Origin of the sequence: Chryseolinea sp. T2, from assembly GCF_037203685.1 — a bacterium.
GTDB lineage: Bacteria > Bacteroidota > Bacteroidia > Cytophagales > Cyclobacteriaceae > Chryseolinea.
The window spans coordinates 1,187,033-1,211,039 of record NZ_JBBCAU010000002.1; the positions used below are offsets into that span (position 1 = coordinate 1,187,033).

Consider the following 24,007-nt stretch of genomic DNA (forward strand, 5'->3'; position numbering starts at 1 on the left):
GTTATTGCGGAGAAACTAAGGCGGATCTGATGAAGATATATAGCGGAACTGAAGAACATATATAGCGGACTTAAAGAATACTTATAACTGACTTAAAGAAAGTATACGGCGGATTTCATAAAGTCGGTCCGTTATTGACCGACGATCCCTAACAGGATCGAGTGCTGAAATTTCTATTGGAGTGAAGATCACATGCGGTATTGGAGAATGTAAAAGGTTGGAATGTTTGGCTACAATTGGCAACGACTGGAAAAGTGATTCTGGAAAAAGTTGCATGTTTGTATCAAGCAGCATCGGATGATCTGATAAATGGCGGGTATGAGGTCAGGGATATTGTGAAATCTAAATCTAAATCTCTATGCAATTGGGCAGTGAACAACGAAGTAGTTAATTCCTAAACTTGCGGGTTGATTCTCTTATGGGAGTTGAGATCTCACATCCTTAGCAGTTAATCTTTCCAGTTCAGCGATGACTTTATCCCCACATGTTCTATTATTGGCAGATGAGCGGTCTGAGAACTCTACCTTCATTATCCCAATACGATATTCTCCGCGTCTTAATTCGTTCACGGAACCTGGATCGAAATTAATTGTAAACACCAGCTGGCGAAGGCTGTAGTTATCCTTGTGAGATAGTGATCTTGAATTCATATAATTGATCTGCTCAAGTTTAATCCGTTTGTTGGACGCAGATATTTTACTGAAATTCCCCGGGCTATACTCGTCGCCACGCGTGCAATTTGTAACCAGTGCCGCTATGCTATCAGCTGAATCCATTGCCTGTAGCACCTGTTCCGGAAATTTCGTTTTAATTGTTGCAGATGATTGCCATCCCGGCCAATTCTCTCCTTCAATTTTGTCACTCAGTTCTTTTTGCACGGCATTGCTATCGCAGAAGATGGAAACGGGCTTGCCAGCTTCATCTGTCAACTGAAATCGGATCTGGGCAAAAGGCTGGCCGCCATTAATTACCTTGATGGTAATAAATGCATATTCGCTTGTTACATCAATCTCAAGTCCGTGGTGATTCGGTAAGCTCATGATCTTAACTAATTGCTGTCGGTATACCAGGAGCTTATCAATTATTTGCTGACAGGTCATCCGACAAATTACTTATTTTTAGTAACTGAGAAAGTATATCGGCCAGCAGAATGTAATCAGGCAATTCAATTGCCCAATTGCATCCGTTACGTGTCGCACCATTCAGTCTGAATCCAAGACGCAGAAAGGCATGTGAGGTTTGAAAAACCTGGCATCCAGGTCGCTGCACTGCGAACTTAAAAGGAGATAATTTATTACATTTAGATAATTGGCCTGCCCCCTCGTTACATCGCCAGCATGAGACCTCAACTAATTCTTCCGGCAATCATTGTGTGTATTCTCCATGCTACATGCACAATACAAAGGGAAGAGGTGGCTACAGGTTATTTTAAGCCTCCTAAGGTTGTCGAGGCGAAGAGCTACAAATTGCCACCGGAAAAGACAGTTCCCCCAAAGGTTGTTCCGGCATCGGGAATGAAAAAAATCTTAGCAGGTGAACCAGAGACCGTACATATCAAATCAAACGTTGTCTCTGCCAAACCAAACCGCGTCGTACCTGCCGGACCGCCAAAGCTCATTCTCCCGGATGGAGAAGTTTTCAAGTTACCGGAAGTGGTGCCGGCAATCGATAGTCCCTTTATAGCAGCTGCTCCTGAGGTTATTTTGATGAAAGATGCTTTTGTCAAAGAAAATAGTTTGGGAAGCTTCAGTTCCATCAAAGCAATGCATGGCTTAAACAGCAATCACATTTCTTCGTTGTGCGAGGACAAGGCTGGCAATCTGTGGATCGGTGCCTGGTGGGGTGGTCTTAGCAAATTCGACGGAAAGTTCCTGACCAATTATTCAGTAGTACAAGGAATGAGTACAAATAGGGTTAGCTGCATCTTTGAAGATGATAAGGGTAACCTCTGGATCGGCACTCTTGATGGCGGCGTGAATAAATTTGACGGAATAAATATTACGCACTACACCACCAGAGAAGGTTTAGCGAGCAATAATGTCTGGACCATAATACAAGACAAAAATGGCGACATGTGGTTTGGCACTGATAGAGGATTAAACAGATATGATGGTTCGTCCTTCACGCATTACACGGCTGCGCAAGGGCTTTCGGATAAGGATATTCTTAGCGTGTTTGAGGATAGCCATGGAAATTTATGGGCTGGTGCCCGTGGTGGGTTATTCAAATTTGATGGACGTTCATTTAATAGTTACACCTCAGCAATTGGTGTCAATGACACTATCGAAGTCCGGAGTATGCTCGAAGACAACGAAAAGAATATTTGGTTTGCTACCAATGACAAGGGGCTTTTTAAATACGATGGCCAATACATAACCCAGTTCACAACGGAAAGCGGGCTAAGCTCAGACAGGCTATCAGGAATTATGAAGGATACGCACGGTGATATTTGGATTAGTACATTCGGTAATGGCGCGAGCAAGTACGATGGAGAATCATTTACCCACTTAAGTGTTGAACAGGGCCTGGCCCATGATCTTGTCCATAGCATAGTGGAAGATAGACGAGGCAGCATCTGGATGGCTACAGCCTCGGGAGTGTGTAAGTACGACGGAAAGTTATTCAATCACTTTGTGCCGTTTAATGAGAGGGAAGTGGGGATCCTCATGGCAGCCAAAAATGGAACTGTATGGATAGGCTCGGCAAACGGCGAATTCTTAGACAAATACGATGGCAAATCTGTTTCGCGATATACCATTCGCGAAGGGTTTCCTCCTCATGTTATTAAAAATATCATCGAAGACCGAAATGGCAATATGTGGTTTGGTACCTCGGGCGGTGTTACCAAATACGATGGTCGATATTTTACCCATTACTCTAAAAAGAATGGTTTGATTGACGATAATGTATTGTTCCAGATGGAAGATGCCAAAGGAAACCTTTGGTTTGGCACAATGACCGGGCTGAGCAAGTTTGATGGGGATGTTTTTACGAACTATGAAATCGCGAGTGATCAAGGAGACATAGGCGTTTTTTCACTTTTGGAAGATCATCAAGGCACTATTTGGATAGGCACATTTGCCAAAGGAGTTTATTCGTTCGACGGAACTTCGTTTACACAATACGACCCGGCGCACAGCGTGAGTCATAAAATGATCACGGGAATTGTTGAAGACGGAAACAACAACATTTGGTTTTGCACTGGCAGAGGAGTAAATAAATTCGACCGGAAACACTTTATCTGGTATACTTCCGAACAAGGACTGAGCAATAATACTACTACGAATGTACTGAAAGACAGGAACGGAAATATCTGGATCGTGACTATCGATGGTCTGAACATGATAAGGATAGAGGCAACCACAGCAAATACTTTAGAAAATAGTCAGCTGTCACTATTTAAGAAGTATGCTGCTTCTGAAGGATTTTCTACTGGCGGGTCCATATTTAATTCCATAGCACAGGATAGTAGCGGCAATATTTGGATAGGTGCTACGAATAAGGTTACGCACTATCACCCGGAAGGTGATCTGCCCGATACAATCCCTCCTGTAATTCGCTTGAAGAACATTGCTCTGTTTAATGAAAATATTAACTGGCATGAAGCCGAAAAGAAAAAAGACGGCGCGATCATATTGAATAATGGCTCCAGGTTGGAGCACTTTAATTTCACTGGTTTCACACCCTGGTACAATCAACCTGAAAACCTGCAATTGAATTACGACAACAATTATTTGAGTTTTCAATTCATTGGCATTACCACTTACAGACCCAGAGAAGTGCGTTACCAATATTTCCTGGAGGGCCTTGATAAGAACTGGAGTAATATTACTGATCAGCCGGAAGCCACTTACAATAATTTACCCCACGGGAAATACACATTCAAAGCAAAGGCTGTCAACAGCGAGGGTTATTGGAGTAAGGAATTGCAATATTCTTTTATTATTCTGCCGCCGTGGTGGAAGACATGGTGGGCGTACCTGTCTTACGCCCTGAGCTTTGGCGTGATGATGTGGATGTTTACCTGGTTTCGTTCGCGTCAATTGAAGGCTGAAAACAATCGGCTGGAGGAGAATATTAAAGTACGGACGATAGAGCTGGAACGATCTCTCAGTGAAAAGTATCAATTGATGGAGACGGTCGAACGCCAGGAAGCACTACTAAAAGAGCGCACGCGCATAAGCCGGGAGTTGCATGATGATATCGGAAGTACGCTTGGGAGCATTTCCATTTACAGTGAAGTGGCAAAGAATCGGGCTGCTAAAAAGCAGGACACAGATGAGGTCCTTTTAAAAATCGGCCATGCTTCTCGGGAATTGATCGACAAGATGAGCGACATTGTCTGGAGCTTAAATTCCAATAACGAAAGCTTTGAAAAATTGCAAAACCGGATGTTGACTTTTGCAGCGATGATTCTCGCGTCGCGTAATATACTATTTGATTTTACTGCCGACGAGGAATTGAAGAGAATTCAATTCACGGTCGAGCAGCGAAAGAACGTTTTTCTTATTTTCAAAGAGGCTCTTCATAACATGGTCAAGTACTCAGACTGTAAAACGGCGTGGATAACTTTGTCGTTAGACAACAATGTTTTGATAATGGTAATCAGGGATGATGGAAAAGGATTCGACCCATCACAAAGTAATACGGACCCGGCATTTGCTGTGGAATCTTTAGGCGGAGAAGGAATTAAGAATATGCATGCAAGGGCAAATGATCTGAATGCCAACCTGCGCATTCTTTCGAAAAAGAATGACGGAACGACCATTTACCTCACATTACCTTTATAGTTGTTCTGCCAAACACTACCATGTTTGGTAATAGACATTTCTTTTTAACAAGTACAACTTTGATCAAATGAATGCCGATGGCCGGAATTAAGGTAATTCTATATGATGATAATGATTCGCTGAGAGACTCTGTTGCCATGCTTTTGGAGCAATCCGAGGATTTTACCCTGGCAGGCACCTTTTCTAACTGTCTTGATTTGATGAATAACATCATCGATACGAAGCCCGATGTGGTGATTATGGATATAGATATGCCTGGTATGAACGGCATAGAAGGCGTAAAGGTGATTCGCAAGACGTTTCCCACGGTTCAGATTCTGATGCTTACTGTTTTTAATAATGATGAAAACGTTTTTGCTGCTGTGAAGGCAGGTGCGGCCGGGTACATTCTGAAAAATGCTGAACCCCAATACCTGCTTCAGGCCATTTCGGAAGTTTATAATGGAGGCGCGCCTATGACTCCGGGTATCGCCCGAAAAGTTCTGATGCAGTTTCAAAACATGCTTCCGGAAGCAAACAAAGATTATCATTTAAGTCAGCGTGAAAAGGAAGTCCTCGCGCTGCTCGTAGAGGGCCATTCATATAAGATGATTGGTAGCAAGCTGAATATCACCTATGACACCGTTCGCGCCCATATGAAAAAGATCTACGAGAAGCTGCATGTTGCTTCCATGACAGAAGCAGTGGCAAAAGCAATTAACGAAAAACTCTTTCCCGCCAGATAATCAGGTACCGCATACTGGTACGACTAATTCCGCGAGCCCGTCAGCCAATTTCACTACCACATTTGGTAATTGATTTTTGGTGTTGTCCCGACTTCCTTAGATAAAAGTTTCGCAGATGTATTTTGCTCGGTTGGCAAGATGGCATCGCCGTTGACGCATCCTTTACATGCGCGTCTTCTGATATGTAACGCCGTTAACTTTAAAAGAATATTATGCTTAAACAATCTAACCCACAGTTCACCACGACAGGAAAAGTCTTTCGTGTATCTGCTTTGTTTGCCCTAACAGTTGGCTTGATTGGTATATTGGGAAGCTGCGATAATGCTGATCCAGGTTGCCGAAAGCAAGTTAAGATCAAAACCACACAATTGGTCACAGGTTTCGAAGAGTTCCAGGGCAGTGCCGTCGGACCCGGCTCTGATCTGTATGTCACCGCGCCGCTCACCGGAAGTATCTGGCGGGTTGACCGCAGGAGTGGCAAGTCCAGTCTCTTCGCCAGCGGCCTGCCGGCCCGGGTCAATGACCCGTACTACCAGGGCAGCGGTGTAGTAGATGTTGCCTTCCTCGGCAGTACTGCCTACGCGCTGGTTACCGGCGTTGCCGAGGACATGGGTGGCACCGATATCGTCGGCGTATACCGGATGGACAGTCCCAACACCTTTACGGTGATCGCCGACATCGGCGCCTGGTCAGAAGCCCATCCGCCAGCAACACCAATCTTTATCCCAACTGGCTACCAGTACGCAATACAGACTTATAAGAACGGGTTCATTGTCACTGATGGCCACCATAATCGCGTGCTTCAGATCGGCCTCGATGGCACGGTAAAAGAGCTGGTTGCCTTTGACAACGTTGTTCCAGTAGGGCTCGCGTTGAAAGGCAATACGGTCTACATCGGCCAGGCCGGTCCAATACCCCACGTTCCGGAAGACAGCAAAGTAGTTTCATTCACCATGCAGTCGCTTGTGCCCAAGGAACTGGCGTCCGGCGTCGGTCTGGAGAAGATCGGACTTCTTGTGGACCTGGAGTTTGGACCCGGAGGTGAGATGTACGGCATCTTGCAAGGTTTCTGGGATGGCCCATGGGAGGGAGCGCCAGCGAAGCCAAACACCGGAGCATTGGTGAAAGTCAACAAGGACGGCACGTTCACTATACTTAAGGACGGTCTCAATCAACCAACTTCGCTGGAGATAATTGGAAACACCGCTTACGTGGTCAACCTGGCCGGCGAGATCTGGACAATTGAATCGTCAACGGTTCACCCCTGTGGAGACTGGCAATAGTAATTATCAATGCGGCTTTTTTGCAGCCCAGTTTGACGAACCATTTTACTTCTGATAGCACCCCAAAACAGCGCTGAAGCCTACTGGTAAAGGTACGCTTCAGCGCAAGTTTCTTGAGATGACCAGGATTTTCATTTCAATGCACATATTGGAGACGGCTATCGATCATATTGCCCATCGCAGATTTTGGGCGCTTTGACATTTAATCTACTTCGCTGGTATTCTTATTTTGTATTTTTTTCCTTGCTGCAATACAAGTTTGTAGTCGGTGTTTTGAATCCAGGGGTTATGCTCTTTTAATGTCAGGTAGCTGACGCCTAACGATTTTGCAAATTTGGGAAGATCCGGAATGGAGTCGTTTATAATAACAGTTTTATACTCAACCGGCTGATAATAATCAGAAGAGGTTAGATTATAGCCGTATTTTTCTGGTGCTTCAATAATCAGTTTCAGGGCGAGAATCCGATATACATATCGCGCCGTTTCTTCATTAAGATAAAGCTCGTAGTAGTTATTGGTTTGTTGACCTTTTACGGCATTTTCAATTCCCTTTGATCCCCGGTTAAAAGCAGCAGCTGCCAATGTCCAGGAGCCATATTTTTTGTATGCCCGTTTGAAGAACTCGGATGCCGCCCGGGTAGACTTTTCAGCGTCTCTTCTTTCATCCACATATTCCGAAATTTCAAGACCGTATTCTTTTGCCGTACTTACTGTAAAGTGCCAAAGTCCTGTTGCTCCCGCGCCTGAACGGGACATAGGATCCAATTCACTCTCTATAACGGCCAGATAAAAGAATTCTTTGGGTACCGCTGCGCTATCGAGCATTGCTTGAAGGTAACGGTTCCAGCGTCCGCTTTCTTTTAGTATGAGAATTGTGGAAGCGTGCTTGTTCACATTAACAATAAGTTCTCGTTCAAGTCTTTCTTTTATGTCCGGATCATGCAACGGCACCGGTTCACCACAGAAAGTCAATTCACCCGGGATTTTTGGCAACGACATTTGTGCGCTTACACGTTGAGTAAAAAGAACCAATAAAACGGCTGTGAATAACAATAAATATTTGGATACCCTACTTAGACAGCCCATGCTTTAATTGCTAAGATGATAGAATTTCAATCTTCCAAATTAGGCATAACGGCGATGAAAATGAAGTAACGCAACAGGGTACAATGCAACCGTTAGTCCAGAGTATTGTAGGGCAGGCTGGGGCTTTCGAGGTTTGATTTTGGAAACGCGCCTTCGCGGACTTGAACGCTTGTCGCCGGATAACAAGGACTAGCTGTTTTAACGGAGGTTATTTTAGCTTTTACTTCCGTTGACAAACTTCAAATTTTGCGGCCCCCAATGAATCAGCTATCTTCCGGTCAACATTGTTGCTTGAATGAAACGAAACCCCCTCCTGTCAGTTATACTGTTATGCCTGGCAATCAGTGCATTTGGACAAGCCGATACTACGGCTGCGAAAAACGATACACTCTCTCGTTTTGACTCGTTCAACAAGAAAATGGAAAAGATCTTTAAGTATTCACCGGCACCGATAATCACCTATTCGAGTGAGGCAGGTAATACTTTCGGGCTTGCGAAATTCAACGTTTTTAATCTTTCAAAAAAGGACACGATTTCCCGCCCGTCCAAACTTTCTGAAGTGGTGTCATTTTCAACAAAAGGCCGGATCAATATCTCCATTTCCAATGACCTTATTTTCAATGAAGATAAATGGATGATCCTCTCATACTTTAACTATAAAAAGACGCCAGAATACATTCTTGGAATTGGCAATGATGTTTCCCTGGATAACGTAGAGCTGGTTACGATCGATCGTGCTAAATTCTCCACAAACATATTGCGTAAAATTGCAAAGAACTATTATGGGGGACTAAGCTTTGACGTATCAGACTACTTCGGTGTTGAACTCGATTCGAACAGTTTCATCATTCGGGACAACGTTCCGGGCCAATACGGTGGCACCGACGTGGGAATTGGTTTCGCCGGAGCGCTTGACAGCAGAGACAACCGCTACAACGCCTACAAAGGCGCCTTGTTGTTGACGACTTTAACATTTTATCCCAAAGCATTGGGAAGCAGATATGAATTTGCAGCCTTCTATATTGATGGTCGGAAATACTTTAACCCATGGCTCAAACACGTAGTTGCTGTTCAGGCAACAGCAAGTTATAACAGTGGAACTGTTCCATTTTATGATCTTGCCCAGATGGGAGGGGAGGACCGCATGCGGGGCTACTACAAAGGAGCATTAAGAGATAAGGTACTGGTGGATGCGCAGGTAGAATACAGGATGCCCGTCTGGAACATCTTCGGTCTCACAACGTGGGTAGCTACTGGCCGTGTTGCCGATAAATTCAGTAACCTTAATTTTAACGGGTTTTGGCTCTCTTATGGAGGCGGTATACGCATTCGGGTGGATTCAGAACACAACACAAATCTCCGATTGGATATGGGCTTTGGACCCGGCGGCGTAAGCGGATTCTACTTCAATTTTGCTGAGGCATTTTGAGATCAATTATCTGTTTTTTTTTATTAGCCAGCACATAGTAAATCCTAACAGTATACACCCTGTATTTTGTTTTGAAACTTGTGGGAGCTCCTTGCTGGTTTGACTGTAGGCGGACAGACATTAAAGGCAGCACTGCGAAATCCTACTCACGGATTGAAACATGAATAACCCTGACCGTAGCAACCACTAACCAACAGCAGTATGTTCAAAAGTTATCTTATTACGGGGTGGAGAAGCCTCTGGAAAAGCAAGCTCTATTCATCTCTTAATGTACTGGGCCTGACGTTTGGGATGGTTTGCTTTTTATTGATCGGTCTTTACGTTTATGACGAACTGAACTTTGACACCCAGCATAGCAAAGGTGACAGGATCTACCGGGTGATAACTCATGAGAAAAATCCCAACAATGAAGCCACAACGGTTGCAGCTGCAGGTTATATGCTGGCAGCAGAAGCCCCGCAGGCCTTGCCGGAAGTGGAAATGACAACGCGCATACAACGCTCTGGCCGACGTAATATTTTCGATCCTGAAAATCCTGTTTACGTGCAGGAAACTGTTACCATCGCTGATGAGTATTTCCTGCAGGTATTTGATTTTCCTCTGCTTGAAGGCGACAGACGGACCGCCTTGAAAGAACCTAATACGATCATCATTACGGAAGATCTCGCGATGAGCATCTTCGGCAGGAAAGATGTAGTCGATAAAAACGTAAAATTCGATTACATGGAAACTCCATTGAAGATCACTGCGGTGTTAAAGAGCCATCCACAGAACTCAAGCTTTAACTTTAGCAGTGTGACGTCAATAGCAACCAACATGAACTTTGAGGGCTTCAAACGCGCAGTGGAAAGTGATTGGGCCTCGACAAGTTTTACGGTGTATGCCTTATTACGGAATGATGCCGATCCTGACTCTGTTTCCCGCAAGATGACACGCCTCGTTCATGCGAATGCCACACTTGAGCCAGGAACGCAACTCTCATATTCGCTGCAGCCATTAAAAGACATACATCTCAAATCGGCAGGGATTGCTGATGGCGCGCGTTATTCAAACGTTGAAAGTATCCCACAGGGTAATCCTGTTTATGTAACCGTATTCTCTTTTACGGCCCTTTTTGTTTTATTGATTGCTGGCATCAACTACACCAACCTCACTACGGCTAGAGCATCAGGCAGATTCAAAGAGATCGGTGTGCGTAAGGCCATTGGTGCGGTGGGTGGTAATCTCATCAAACAATTCCTTGTTGAATCTTTGATCACAACAGTCATCGCGTTTTTCGTTGCCGTTCTTATTGTTGCGATGTTACTGCCAGCATTCAATGACTTCGTCAAAAAGAAGTTTGAACTTTTTACATCAGTTGGCGTGCGTTTCTGGGGTGCTGCCATATTACTAATCATTTCAATCGGATTGTTGTCCGGTGGCTATGCAGCGATAATGCTTTCGCGTTTCAATCCCGTCTCGCTTTTGAAAGGCCTGAAGGCAAAGCAGGGTGGAGATTTCTTTTTGAGGAAGGCGCTGGTTGTCCTGCAGTTTACCATTTCAACATTCATGATCATCGGCACAATTGTGCTGTTCATGCAGGTTCGCTTCCTCAATAACAGCGAACTTGGCTTCAACACAGACTTGATGGTTGTAATCGATGTGAATGTCGAGAAGGCGCGTTCAAACTTTGAGTGGGTAAAGAACGAAATGTCTAAGATGGGTAATGTCAATCACGTGTCTTCGACATCGCGTGTACCTGGTGAATGGAAATCAATTCCAAGGATCAAAATTAAAAAGGAGGGAAGCGCTGGAGAACCGCAGATCGCTTATACTATTGCGGCTGATAAGGACTTTCTTGCTACGTATGAGATTGCATTGCTTGAGGGAAGAAACTTTCAGAACGATAGGGATACTTTGTCTGTGATGATCAACGAGGCTGCGGCAAAGATTCTGGGCATTACTGATGTTTCCGATGAGGTGATTATTCCGCAGGTTGCCTTAAATCAATTCTTTACGCCAATTTACAATGACCCCAATGCTGCGTTCACACCACGTGTGGTCGGAATTGTGAAAGATTTCCATTTTCAATCGCTGCGTGCTAAAATCGAACCATTGATCATCACGTATCATAATAACCCGATCTTCCCGATTGATTATTACTCAGTGAAGATTCAACCTCATGACATTCAGGCTACCTTAGACCAGCTTAAAGCGATCATGGTCGCCAATGAGGAAACCGAACCCTTTGAGTACCATTTTCTTGACAATCAGCTTGCCCTGTTTTACATAGAAGACCAACGCAGCCAGACGATCCTTGGCTGGGTTGCTATTGCCAGTGTCGTTATTGCATGCCTCGGTCTTTTCGGGCTGGCAACCTATTCTGCAGAACAACGCCTGAAGGAAATCGGTATGCGCAAAGTGCTAGGCGCAAGTCTCCTGAGCATTATGGTGCTGCTCTCCAAAGATTTCGTCAAGTTGGTTTTGATTGCTTGCTGCATTGCATTTCCCATTGCCTGGCTTGGCGCAGACTGGTGGCTTCAAAGCTATGCTTACCATATTGATGTTGAATGGTGGATCTTTGTATTGGCAGGCACTCTCGCAACAGGTATTGCTTTGCTGACTGTGAGCTACCAGGCGATTAAGACGGCTGTTATAAATCCAGTCAGGATATTGAGATCGGAATAAAGCAACGTTAGACGGACTGTTGTTTATATGTTAAGCGGCATGTAATGTCGCCTTATCAACATACGATCGGAAAGCAGTTTACAGCGGCCTCTCGGCCCAAGCTTTCAAGATCCGCTGTACACCCGCTTCTCACTTTCTGCACACTTTTATTAAGCTCGCAGTACACTTCCTGTACACTTGGCTTACACTTTCCTTACACTCTGCTCGAAGGTCTACGCCAGCGGCGTGGTTATTAGTGTTCCAATTATCGCCGGCGGGCATAGTGATGCGCAGCATTTTTTTTTCAAGCGACTTCATGCTAATCATTTTGCAAGCGTTTACAACTCATTAACATCTTTTAACGAGTCGTTTACAAACTGACCAGCATAAAACTCTTACTTTTATTAACACTCGAAATCCTAAAAAATAACCGCCATGAAGTATATATCTGTCCTTGCTTTGTGCTTTGTGTTGATCTTTGAAACGTCCTGCAGCGGACAGAACAAAACTAACACCCCGACCGCGGCGAGTGGAGTATCCACGGCACGCACAAGCTTTGCCGGAGAGTGGAAGCTGAATGAATCCAAAAGCCAGATAGGTGGTTTTCCGCGTTGTATTTTCGGCGGAGGCGATCGCCTGAGATCCAGGACCATGAGGATAGCGGTGCATTCAGATTTTCTGACTGTCGACGTCGCGAGCGAGGCTGTGGATGGAGCGCTGGTCACCAGACAGGAGAAGATGATGTTCAATGAAAAAACAATCACAGGTACTTATGTCGGAATCCCTCGGGAGATGACTTCTGCGACGTGGTCGGATGATGGCAGGACTATGATCGTGAACTCCGTCAGGTCCTTCGATGCCCATGCGCAGACGGAGGATTTCAAAGTGACAGAGGTTTGGAAATTGATCAATGATGGGAAGTCGATCGTTGTTAAAGTCAACTCGAAGTCAGTCTCCGGCGACGATACTATGCTGCTCGTGTATGACCGACAGATGGCGACGGACTACCGCTTCTAAGATAACACATCGTTCGCTTCTCAGCCGGCGAGACGATTGTCACCTTGCCAGTAACTCATCAATAGTTGTCTTTAAGTATCCTCAGCGGAAGTATAAGAGTCAATCCACATGCTTGCTATTACACTGGTAGCAGAAGATTGTCGCTTATGCTCCTGGCGTGTACCAGATCGTACGCAACTCCTGGCGTGTAGTCATGATCTGTTCTATAAACAGTTGCCATTCTACGTAAACATAAATGCCTGAAAAGGGTGATTGTGGGTTCGTAAGGATAACAGTTACTTTATAGCAGCACCTCTTATTGTATCAACACTTCTAAAATCTGTATTGATCATGAGTGACACAACGACAGCTACCGTATCTGGCAACCAGACGCGGCAAGCAACGGCCTTCGCGCCGATCATGCTTGATCGCGCTGCGCATCGCGCAGCGATCGACTCAGCATTAGAATTCGCCGAACGTTCCGGCCTCGTGAGTCGGAACGGTCCTGTTTCCCAGTTGCGCCGCGGCCCAAGGCCCCGTTCGTGGTCGCTGGCCGCCGATCAGACGCCCTTCAAAAACCAGTCAAACCGTGGCAGCTGCTGGGCATTTGCCGGCGCCTCGGCGCTCGAGGCCGCCTATCATCGGCGCTTCGGACGTACATTGGATTTGTCGGAAGAGTATGTCTTCCATATGGGCAAGGCCTTTGCCCTAAACCGGACCGCGGTAGGCGGTCCCGTGGTGCAGCCGGTGGAAAACAATTCCTCTCTCACAGGCTTTCAGGGCGCAGGCGACATCGCCCAAAAGCTGTCCGAGAATGCGGTACCTGACGAGACGCTTGCACCTTATCTAGCCAGCCAGGCTGCGATCACAGGCATCCTGCCCACGCTCGGTTTCGCTGGTGTGTCGGCGCTGGCCTCACAGGAAGATTACGACGCGCTCGAATTCTGCGAGCAGCACATCCCACTGATCGCGCGCGTCAACTGCCGCTATCGCGCGACGGGCTTCGCCAGCATTGGCGGGTCGCCCAGCATAGAGGCTCTTGAGAACGTCATCCTTTCCAACCACGAAGTTATCTGCGACGTGCAGCACCTGACCGCTCCAATGGGAGGCCATGTATTGACACTTATCGGCTTCGACAGCGACCGTAAGGTTTTCTTCGCCAAGAACCATTGGGGTGAAAACGCCTTCATCGAAATCGCCTATCAAAACGATCCGAACTGGCAGATCCTGAGCGGCTGGTACATTACCGACGTTGTCGATCCGACCTTCGTGCAGAACCAGGCCTGCTGGCTTGGCAACTGGCACGTGAAGACCGGAACAGGTGACTTCCGACTTCTGCTGCGCCGCTCGGAGGACTTTGCTGCGCCAGGGCAGCCCACGCGGCTGGGGCACGCTTACATGTCGGACGGTTGGTTCCCGCTGCCCGGACAGGCAGTCTTCGATCGGGATAAGCAACAAATCGCGGCGGTCTCCCGCGCCCCCGGCAACCTCGACCTGTTTGTTATTGGCTTCGACAACCACGTGTGGAGCACTTTCTGGAATAACCAGACGGGCTGGAACAGGGACTGGTTCCCGCTACCCGGGCAGGCAGTCTTCGACCGGGACAAGCAACAGATCGCGGCAGTTTCCCGCGCCCCAGGCAACCTCGACTTGTTCGTCATTGGCTTTGACAATCACGTCTGGAGCACCTTCTGGAATGATCAGACCGGCTGGAACGGGGATTGGTTCCCGCTGCCCGGACAGGCAGTCTTCGATCGTGATAAACAACAGATCGCCGCAGTGTCACGCACCCCCGGCAACCTGGATTTGTTCGTCATCGGCTTCGATAACCACGTCTGGAGTACCTTCTGGAGTAGCCAGACCGGCTGGAGCAGGCATTGGTTCCCGTTACCGGGACAAGCAGTCTTTGACCGTGACAAACAACAAATCGCAGCAGTATCCCGCGCACCCGGCAACCTGGACTTGTTCGTCATCGGCTTCGATAACCATGTCTGGAGCACCTTCTGGAGTGACCAGACCGGCTGGAGCAGGGATTGGTTCCCGCTGCCGGGGCAGGCAGTCTTCGACCGTGACAAGCAGCAGATCGCGGCGGTTTCGCGTACGCCGGGCAACCTGGACCTGTTCGTCATTGGCTTCGACAACCACGTTTGGAGTACGTTCTGGAGTAGCCAGACCGGCTGGAACCGCGATTGGTTCCCGCTGCCGGGACAGGCAGTGTTCGACCGCGACAAACAAAAGATCGTGGCGGTCTCTCGCGGCCCCGGAAATCTGGACCTGTTCGTCATTGGCTTCGACAACCATGTTTGGACTACCTTCTGGAATGACCAGGGTGGCTGGAACCCCGATTGGTTCCCGTTACCCTCACAGGCAGTGTTCGACCGCGACAAGCAACATATTGCCGCAGTCTCGCGCGCCCATGGCAATCTGGACTTGTTCCTCATCGGCTTCGACAACCATGTCTGGAGCACCTTCTGGAATGACCAGGTCGGGTGGCACGGTGACCGGCACGATGTGAATGGTCATTTCTCGGACAACGGCCGGCGACTGACCGCTTTCATCGCGGCGGGTAGCGGGCCGACGATGCCGGGCACCGAGACGGGCCTGAAGCTCGAGGCTGACTTCGACTTTGCCGACGTGCACGAACAACACGGCACGGCGAACGGGCCGGTGGAGCTCAGTCGTTTCAACACGCGCTTCGCGGCGTTGTTCGTCCCGGACGGTGGTGAAGCTTGGCAGGCGCGCCACGGTATCGACGCCGCTGCGTACCAGGAACTCTTCGATACCCTGCCCAACCAAGGCTTTCGCCCGGTGTTCTTAAGTGCTTATTCCGAGGGGCGGGGCGCACGATTCAACGCCGTGTGGGTAAAACGGGGCGGACCAGCCTGGGTAGCTCGACACGGACTTACCAGCGCGACCTACCAGATTGTTTTCGACCAATTGGTGGCAGATGGTTTCAGACCAGTCATCGTTTCTGGCTACGCAGAGAATGGTGAGGACCGCTATGTTGCCCTGTTCGAGCAGGGACCAGCACCAGAGTGGCAAGCCCGCCATGGACTATTGCCGCACGAGTATCAGGCAACTTTCGAGGCGCTTGCCTCGCAGGGCTTCGTTCCAATCCAGGTCTGCGGATATCGTGTCAACTTCGGACTACGCTTTGCCGCGATATGGCAGAAGCTGCCCGGCATCGAATTCAGAGGCAGGCACAACCTGACTTCCAGCCAGTACCAGGTTGCTTTCAACGAAGCGCTCGCCAGTGGTTTCCAACTAGTCTGCGTGAATGGCTATACCAATAGTGGCATCGCCAACTATGCCGCTATCTGGCATCGTGGAATTCCTGCCATCAGCTGGCAAGGCCGGCACGGTTTGGATGCGAACGGTTATCAGCGGATTTTTGACGAGTTGGCTCCGCAAGGCTTTCGCCCGGCGATAGTGTCAGGCTACGGAGATGGATTCTATCTGGCGTGAGCTGAGAATGGCATGAGTGAGGACATCAACAACGTTTGATTATTATCTGGAATAATCTTGGACGTTTGTTGATGTCCTTTTATATCAGGCGCAGTCGCTAGTACCCTTGTCATGATTTGCTATTACTGCCAGGTTATTTTTGTCCTGATCAAAGGTCAGTGACCTTGCCTTACCGGGCAAGGTTATCCGTTAAGCTTTTGCAAGGGTTGTGTAATTAGCATATGATGGAACTCCGAAGTTGTACACTAGTTCAATGAATTAGACGTTCTCCGCTATTCCACTTGAGCCTGACTACTGCCAAACATTACAACATCACCACTTCTTACTTTCTTCCTTCGTTGAGTTTCTATTGCTCCATTCAGTTTGATCTCCTGGTTGTCGATGCGAGACATAGCTTCACCACCAGTGTCGGCCCAGCCTAGTATTTTGATAAGATCTTTAAGTGCGATATACTCTTCGCCTTCTTTCAATTTGAATTTTTCCATTACTTCCAGATATGTGAGCACCATTATTAGTCAGCGTGTTAACTGCCCCGAGTAATAATAATTACCTGGCCATGACTCACCAACACTAAATAAATCTAAATGAATTTTTCGGCATTTGTTACCCTGGCGTAATGATAGGTGAATAAGCTTAAAACTGTTTTAAGAATTCATTGATCCTGTTATTGAGTTCAATATTGTCTGTGGCAATGTTCTGATGCGAGCGCCCGGAATAGACAAACAGTTCAAGCAAATTGTTGTTCCCAACCTCACTCATTGCAGCCTTAAGTTCTTCGCCTTGCGAGACTGGAACGATAGTGTCATCCTGGCCGAGGTGGAGTTGTGTTTTTGGAAGGGATGCAGCGAAATAGACCGGAGAGCTGCTGATCATTTTCAATCTTGTTTCTTCTATTGAATTTTCGGTGTTCACAAGATCTCGCAGAAACTGGCATTGATAAGTTCTGTCGTTTTCCATTAATGACGTTAAATGCAAAAGATCAACTGGGCCAGCAACCGCGACAGCACCTTTTACTCGTTTGTCGCGGGCAGCTACCAGGAGGGATACCGTTGCACCCCGGCTTCCGCCTCGCACAGTAGTTCGATTAATATTCGCACTGGCTTCTGTGCGCTCAATCACATTCAAAAAAGCAATTACATCGTCTGATGCGCCTTCAAAGGCATCACAATGTTCACCTTCTGAGGTGGGCGAATTGTATTCGTCATTGTTGATGGTGATGCTTAACGATTGGCCACGTAAGGCAGGAAAGGCAAAAATGAAAGCATCTTCGCTCAGGTTGTCCGCAAGGAGCTTGATAGAATTAACCGTAATGTCGATCCCGAATCCGCCCACGTAGACTCGCACGGGAAGATTATCTTTTTCTTCCGGGATCAGCAAAGCTCCGTATTCTTTTAGTCCGTTTACGCGGAATGAAATAATCTTCAGTACAGCATTTGTACCGGCTACGTTAACTTCCTGTTCAACATGATAATCTGTGCCATCTAAGTTTCGTGAGTTCCAGTTTGAGTGCACGTTGTCCAACTCAGTTTGCGTAGGACGGGCAAACAACTCTTCCCGGTTATAGCTTTCAAGATAATCATCATCATTGCACGAGGAGATAAGAATCGTGGCAGTCAAAACCAGCATCCGTCCTGCGTTTTTTAAAACAGTGTTCATAGTGAATCCTATGACTTAGGAGTTTCTTAGCGGGAAAAAAGTTTTAAATGCGGCTTGTAATTTTATTTCTTAAAGTATTGAATATTAGCAGTTAGTAGGATTTTGTTCGGGGGATGTTAGGGACATCACATCAGACACACGACAAAAGTCTCGGAGAAACGACTCAATGGTCACCTAATATTTTCAATGCTCGTTCTAAATTAATCATAGATCAACAAGCGCGAAGCGCTACTGTGCTATGAAATTTATCATATTGGTTTTGGTCGTCTTTCTGGCGGCGTTATCTGTAACGGGTTGTAAGTCAGTTGAAAATGCCAGATTGATGCAGGCAAAAACAAGCTGACCTCATAAGGCGATTTGCTGCGATTCGTTTTTAAAGTGCCTTCACTCATGGCTTTCCGCGATCGCGGGTCTTTATCAATTATTTCAAGAAGCATTTGCAGTCAAATCCGGATTGCTTAGGCTACGCGCGTCGAACAATTCCTTCTGGGAGTTTGGTCAGGTTAACGTGCGCCCTATCTTCTCCTCAACTACAACACTAAATCGTACACCTGCCGTCATCCAGGCGATGAACATCACGAGCATGCCAGCTCCAAAGAAATACCACTCCAACTCAGTGCGATACGCAAACCCGGAATGCCATTGATTTGCCATCAAGTAACTCAACGGTACATCGCTTGGATGGTAGTGCCGGTGAAAGAGTGCATTTATGAATAATAAAATTCATTGTCCAAATCAGCCCGCTAAGAAGTCCAATTGGGCACTTTAATAACATAACGTCGAGTCGGTACATTTGTTTGATAAACAAGACTTGAACAGTTACATAAACAAGACTTGAACAATTACATAACAAGTGAAAAAAATGGCAGCTAACACTTCACGGAAAATGATTTCAGCGATGCAGGTCTCATTGGATGGCTTCATTGAAGATTCTGATGGTAAAGCGGAGTGGGTTGAGTCGTGGGCAGATGCAATTCAGCTAATCGACGACGTTGACACGTTTCTTCTCGGTGGTCATATGTATCCAGACTACGGTGAGTATTGGAGATCAATCTACACTGATCCCTTGCACATGCCATCTAGTCCGGAAGTTCCGTCTCAGCAGGAACGGCTTCCTTCCGCCAATGAGATCGCGTACGCGCAGCTCGCCGCCCTGACTCCTCATGTTGTTCTTTCGAACACACTCAGGAATGTTTCGTGGCCCAACGCTCGGATCGTCAGAGACATTGCTCAGATAAGGACTTTGAAGGACACTCCGGGGAAGAATACCTACGTTGTGGGTGGCCCGGGTCTCGTCACGAGACTCATGGATGCAGGCCTGATCGACGAACTGCGATTGATCGTTCATCCGATCATCGTGGGCAGCGGCAAGCCGCTTTTCAAAACTATGCGAAAGTACCCACTTGAGTTTGTCGACGCAAACCCGGGCAAGTCGGGAAGAGTGATTCTTACTTACCGCGCCTGATGCACAATGTACTACCCCGACTTTTACATTTTACATTTAGAGTTTTACATTTTGCGGTTAAAAAATCGTTTCCTATCCGCAGACACTGATAGTTATCAGGAAGTCAGGCTAGCTTCTCGTTGCGGATTAAACTGCAAAATGAAAAACTCTAAATGAAAAATGTAAATTTGGTTAAAGGGTGCGTGCTCACTTGAGGCGTTATGGGAAGAACATTTTACGCTGTTTAAATGAAGATGCCATCCATCAATGTCCATAGTATTTATCAGGATCACTTGGTGGGCGCCGCCTGCCGTTGTTTGCGCGCCGGATACCATTTCACTCTCAATCGGACAATATCATCGTTCGAATCAAAGTCGGTACCGATCTTATTCTTTGAAAGTTGCTGCATGTAGATCACTTCAAAGCGCCATTGACGACTCATTCTGTATCCAACGCCCCCTCTGAATCGAAAACGATTAGCATATCTTTCATCAACATCTTTGTCGAACACAATGAACCATTCCGCATCGACAATGGCATACAGCAGCTTGTCGTCAAAATAGGATTTCTTATTGAGCGGTATCAGTAGCTCCGGCCTTAGGCGTAGTCTTGTGCTATGCTGCCAGTCGGAACTTCCCTGATCATGCATGTTCCTCTGCTCAAAGCGTAAGTAAAGCCGGGACTGCACCCGGCGGTTTGGTGTGAAGTGAACCCTTGCGCCCAGCATCGGCCGAATTTCAAGCGTATTGACCGTGTCATTCTGAAAGACATAAGAAAATGTGAGGCCGGCGACAACATCAATGTTCTGCGTCAATGAACGATCAAGAATAGACATCAGGTCCAGTGCCCTCCACTTTGAAGAGCCGAAATTGGTCCTGTACCGGACGCGGTTCTGAAGTTCGTAGACGTTTGCAAACGAGTGATTGACGTAAAACTCATTCCACAACTGTTGGCCGTGACTGGATTGTGCCTGGATAGGAATGCTGCGCGCCAACAGCAGCCAGGCGACTAACATCAGGTTTTTCCATCCCATTCGAACGTTGACTTTCATCCTTCAGAATTAAGGATTGTCTGCTGAGCACGGAATTGGAGCATCTGCTGCAATCAGAATGTTTTTCCTACAGCAAAGCCAAACACCAGGGCATTGTAAGCATTGATCTTAAAGTCTGTCGTTATGCTGAACGATAATTCCAGGCCAGCCGGTAGTTCCCAGCCGTAGTCGACCCCCAGGCGAATGAGTGCAAGTGTTTCTTCGTCACGGGAGAATTCCGCGCCGCCTCCGGCTACAACGGTTAAGTGCTCTCCGAACTTACGTGTTCCCACAACGGCCATTGCCAGCGGCTTAACGCGTTTCCTGACGACATCGTCATCTTCATATTCAAAATCCTGGATCACCAGGTCAGAATGAAGACCAATACCCCACTGAGGGGTAATACGGTAATCGTAGTCGAGGCCCCAGCTGGCGAGCGACAGATAAGTCTTGTCGCCACTACTGTTTACAGTGGTTGGGACAAAGGTATGTGTAACCGCCAACGAAATTTTATTTCTCCGAAACGCTTCGTTCTTATTTTCAGGCTCAGTTTGTCCCAGTGCTACACCAACAGCGACGAGCATCGTGACAAATAATAACAGAATGTGACGCGGCCGTAACATTCGAATCTTTTGACGAAGTGAAGAGAAGGATATTTTCAACTCAAGAGACTATTTATGGTGAAACGTAACATACTGGCATCAGATGCATTTAGTCAAGAGACCGGCCCTTGTTTCGCGGTGTTTCACGGTTACAGGCAAAGTCCCGGGGGCATTTGGCCTTTTATTTATTACCATTGTGACCGCAGCGGAACGAAAATTTGCGCCGCTGCGAACTGAAGTAAACTCCTGACACTACATGCTAACGCAGTGCCTACGTGTAAAATCAAATTACGGGCGGACGCGTTGAATCAAAAGCAATGACCGGATTCAGTCGAAGGCCTGCAAAAAACGATCTTCGGTTTCCACCATGTACTCAAATAAAATTCTCATCAGGATCTCGTAACGAATTAATGCACCATGCTTAACATAAAAAGGACTCCAAAGGAAATATTATTGATGGCGCTGCTCTTTGTTGCCTGCCAGCAGCAGAAACCGCAGACGGAAAAGGAAGCAACCACTTCCGAATTTGACGGCGTGATTGCGCTGGATGTTCGCGACTCCAAACCGGACTGGAAGCCATTCACTCCAAAGAAAGCGCCAGCGGGAGCACCGAATATCCTGTTCATTCTTTATGATGATACCGGGCAGGCTGCGTGGTCGCCGTACGGAGGGCGCATAAACATGCCTACGATGGAAAGGCTTGCTGCGAACGGATTGACTTACACGCAGTGGCATACAACTGCGCTGTGCTCACCTACACGCTCAACCATTCTTACCGGACGAAATCATCACCTTAATGGCATGGCGGCCATCACCGAAACTGCAGACGGCTTTCCTGGCGCCAACGGACGTATACCGCCCGACTGTGCGCCGTTTGCTCAGATCATGAGAGATAACGGATGGAGCACATTTTGGATAGGGAAGGACCACAACGTTCCCGAACAGGATGTAGCGCCTGGCGGAAGCCGCAACGTATGGCCTACACAAATGGGCTTCGATCGATTTTATGGTTTCCTCGGTGGCGAAACCAACAACTGGTATCCGGATCTGGTGGAAGACAATCAATTTATCGAACCTCCTTACAAGCCTGAGGAAGGATATCATTTGTCTAAGGACCTTACCGATAAGGCCATCACCATGCTGAGAAATCAGCAGGCCACCAATCCGTCAAAGCCGTGGTACATGTGGTTTAATCCCGGAGCAAATCACGCCCCGCACCATTCGCCAAAAGAATACGCAGACAAGTACAAAGGTAAATTCGATGATGGCTATGATGCGTATCGTGACTGGGTAGTGAAGCGAATGAAGGAAAAAGGAATTCTTCCGCAGAACACAAATATCTCTCCCCTTAATTTCCTGCCCGACACGATGGCGAATAAGGCGGACTATGTGCGTCCATGGAATGAATTGAACGCCGACGAAAAGAAGCTCTTTTCAAGAATGGCTGAAGTATATGCTGGCTTCTCTGAATACACCGACGCGCAGGTAGGACGCATTATCGACTATCTGCAGGAAACTGGACAATTGGAAAATACGATTGTACTTTATGCTGCCGACAATGGTGCTTCCGGTGAAGGAAGTCCTAATGGATCCGTTAACGAAAACAAGTTCTTTAATGGTTATCCTGATGAGTTAAGTGAGAACATGAAGTATATCAAGGTGCTGGGTGGTCCGGAAACATACAACCATTACCCTACTGGCTGGGCGGCAGCATTCTCTGCTCCCTACAAAATGTTCAAGCGTTATTCTCAGTATGCAGGTGGAACGTGTGACCCGCTCGTAATTTCATGGCCCAAGGGTATAAAGGCACGCGGCGAACTTCGCCACCAGTATCATCACTCTGTTGATATAGTGCCTACGCTACTCGAAGCCTGTGGAATACAAATGCCCGACACGTACAACGGTGTAAAGCAAACGCCACTTTCGGGTGTATCGATGGTGTATACTTTCAATGCGCAGCCGACCGACTCAACAAAGAAGAAGGTCCAATATTACACGATGCTTGGAACCCGCGGTATTTATAAAGATGGTTGGTTTGCGGCAGCCGTCCACGCACCATTAACCGGTAAAGGTCATTTTGATCAGGATGTTTGGGAATTGTATAACCTGAGTGAGGATCGCTCACAAACCAACAACCTCGCCGACAAAGAGCCGGCGAAGCTTAAAGACTTGATTGCTGCCTGGAACGATGAGGCAAAGAAGAATAAAGTACTACCCCTCGATGACCGAGCTGCTGCAGAGATATTGGGAATAGAAAGGCCGGCGCAGGAGCCGCCTCGCGACCGTTATATCTATTATCCGAATACATCAGCAGTACCGGAAGGAGTGGCGGTCAATGTCCGTGGTCGCAGTTATAAGATACTGGCGAATGTTGAAATCAAAAATGCAAACGCGTCAGGAGTGATCTTCGCTCATGGTTCACGGTTTGGTGGCCATTCACTGTTCATAAAGGATAAGAAGCTTTATTATGTATACAACTTCCTTGGCATTAAGCCGGAGCAGGTGCTCGTTTCTAAGACGACTGTCAAGCCCGGTAAGTACACATTGGGAATGGAGTTCACAAAGGAATCGCAGGGGAAGAATGGAGAAACGGTAGGCTCTGCTAAATTGTATATCAACGATGCTTTGGTCGCTCAGGGGCCGATGAAAACGCAACCAGCAAAGTTCACGTTGTCCGGCGACGGATTGTGCGTAGGATTCGATAGTGGTGATGCTGTGAGTGGGTTATATAAATCGCCAGGTACATTCACAGGTGGCACGATCTTCGGTGTCGGCGTGACAGTAGAGGGCGCGCCGTACAACGACCTGGAGGCCGAAGCGAGACGACTCATGATGGCCCACTAGCAAATTGTAAG

The 24,007-nt window shown here is 47.2% G+C and carries 16 protein-coding genes; 9 read left to right on the plus strand and 7 right to left on the minus strand.

Translation table 11 applies throughout. The features are described 5' to 3' along the window. Nucleotides 1–416 precede the first annotated feature (416 nt). Entirely contained in the window at nt 417–1,040 is a 624-nt protein-coding gene (locus WBG78_RS09705; RefSeq protein ID WP_337326210.1) for a hypothetical protein, read from the minus strand. A gap of 297 nt (nt 1,041–1,337) precedes the next feature. On the opposite strand from WBG78_RS09705, the gene WBG78_RS09710 reads away from it, so the two are divergent. The 3 genes from WBG78_RS09710 (at nt 1,338) to WBG78_RS09720 (ending at nt 6,798) form a co-directional block, all read left to right on the plus strand. Next, nucleotides 1,338–4,790, plus strand: coding sequence for a two-component regulator propeller domain-containing protein (locus tag WBG78_RS09710; RefSeq protein ID WP_337326211.1), 3,453 nt, complete (start codon nt 1,338–1,340; stop codon nt 4,788–4,790). A 77-nt stretch (nt 4,791–4,867) separates the two neighbouring features. Then, entirely contained in the window at nt 4,868–5,515 is a 648-nt protein-coding gene (locus WBG78_RS09715; protein ID WP_337326212.1) for a response regulator transcription factor, read from the plus strand. Between the two features lie 212 nt (nt 5,516–5,727). Beyond that, nucleotides 5,728–6,798, plus strand: coding sequence for a ScyD/ScyE family protein (locus tag WBG78_RS09720; RefSeq protein ID WP_337326213.1), 1,071 nt, complete (start codon nt 5,728–5,730; stop codon nt 6,796–6,798). A 207-nt stretch (nt 6,799–7,005) separates the two neighbouring features. Here the strand turns inward: WBG78_RS09720 and WBG78_RS09725 are convergent, their stop codons facing one another. Beyond that, nucleotides 7,006–7,797 (minus strand): lytic transglycosylase domain-containing protein, encoded by a 792-nt coding sequence (locus WBG78_RS09725; protein ID WP_337326214.1) that lies wholly within the window; start codon nt 7,795–7,797, stop codon nt 7,006–7,008. Between the two features lie 382 nt (nt 7,798–8,179). Between WBG78_RS09725 and WBG78_RS09730 the strand changes: the two genes are divergently transcribed. The 4 genes from WBG78_RS09730 to WBG78_RS09745 all read left to right on the plus strand — a co-directional run bounded on the left by WBG78_RS09730 (nt 8,180) and on the right by WBG78_RS09745 (nt 16,420). Next, on the plus strand, nt 8,180–9,313 hold the full coding sequence (locus WBG78_RS09730) for a BamA/TamA family outer membrane protein (protein ID WP_337326215.1): 1,134 nt from the start codon (nt 8,180–8,182) through the stop codon (nt 9,311–9,313). A 201-nt stretch (nt 9,314–9,514) separates the two neighbouring features. Further along, the gene (locus WBG78_RS09735; RefSeq protein ID WP_337326216.1) at nt 9,515–11,980 is read left to right on the plus strand and encodes an ABC transporter permease; all 2,466 of its coding nucleotides are present in this window, start codon (nt 9,515–9,517) and stop codon (nt 11,978–11,980) included. Nucleotides 11,981–12,394: 414 nt separating this feature from the next. After that, entirely contained in the window at nt 12,395–12,976 is a 582-nt protein-coding gene (locus WBG78_RS09740) for a hypothetical protein (RefSeq protein ID WP_337326217.1), read from the plus strand. 330 nt (nt 12,977–13,306) lie between these two features. Beyond that, nucleotides 13,307–16,420 (plus strand): C1 family peptidase, encoded by a 3,114-nt coding sequence (locus WBG78_RS09745; protein ID WP_337326218.1) that lies wholly within the window; start codon nt 13,307–13,309, stop codon nt 16,418–16,420. 272 nt (nt 16,421–16,692) lie between these two features. Here the strand turns inward: WBG78_RS09745 and WBG78_RS09750 are convergent, their stop codons facing one another. From WBG78_RS09750 to WBG78_RS09760, 3 genes are all read right to left on the minus strand, one after another. Beyond that, a complete protein-coding gene (locus WBG78_RS09750) occupies nt 16,693–16,905 on the minus strand; it encodes an RNA-binding S4 domain-containing protein (protein WP_337326219.1) in 213 nt (70 codons plus the stop codon). A 148-nt stretch (nt 16,906–17,053) separates the two neighbouring features. Beyond that, on the minus strand, nt 17,054–18,076 hold the full coding sequence (locus WBG78_RS09755) for an alpha/beta hydrolase family protein (protein ID WP_337326220.1): 1,023 nt from the start codon (nt 18,074–18,076) through the stop codon (nt 17,054–17,056). A gap of 498 nt (nt 18,077–18,574) precedes the next feature. Next, nucleotides 18,575–18,730 carry a hypothetical protein gene (locus tag WBG78_RS09760; protein WP_337326221.1) on the minus strand — a complete coding sequence of 52 codons (156 nt, stop codon included), beginning with the start codon at nt 18,728–18,730 and terminating at the stop codon, nt 18,575–18,577. 208 nt (nt 18,731–18,938) lie between these two features. Between WBG78_RS09760 and WBG78_RS09765 the strand changes: the two genes are divergently transcribed. Next, nucleotides 18,939–19,541: a dihydrofolate reductase family protein gene (locus WBG78_RS09765; protein WP_337326222.1), complete on the plus strand. Its 603-nt coding sequence runs from the start codon at nt 18,939–18,941 to the stop codon at nt 19,539–19,541. Nucleotides 19,542–19,809: 268 nt separating this feature from the next. On the opposite strand, the gene WBG78_RS09770 is transcribed toward WBG78_RS09765, so the two are convergent. Continuing rightward, entirely contained in the window at nt 19,810–20,571 is a 762-nt protein-coding gene (locus WBG78_RS09770; RefSeq protein WP_337326223.1) for a DUF2490 domain-containing protein, read from the minus strand. 53 nt (nt 20,572–20,624) lie between these two features. Further along, nucleotides 20,625–21,173, minus strand: coding sequence for a hypothetical protein (locus tag WBG78_RS09775; RefSeq protein ID WP_337326224.1), 549 nt, complete (start codon nt 21,171–21,173; stop codon nt 20,625–20,627). Between the two features lie 396 nt (nt 21,174–21,569). On the opposite strand from WBG78_RS09775, the gene WBG78_RS09780 reads away from it, so the two are divergent. Then, complete coding sequence (locus WBG78_RS09780; RefSeq protein WP_337326225.1) at nt 21,570–23,996, plus strand: arylsulfatase; 2,427 nt, start codon at nt 21,570–21,572, stop codon at nt 23,994–23,996. Nucleotides 23,997–24,007: the final 11 nt, after the last annotated feature.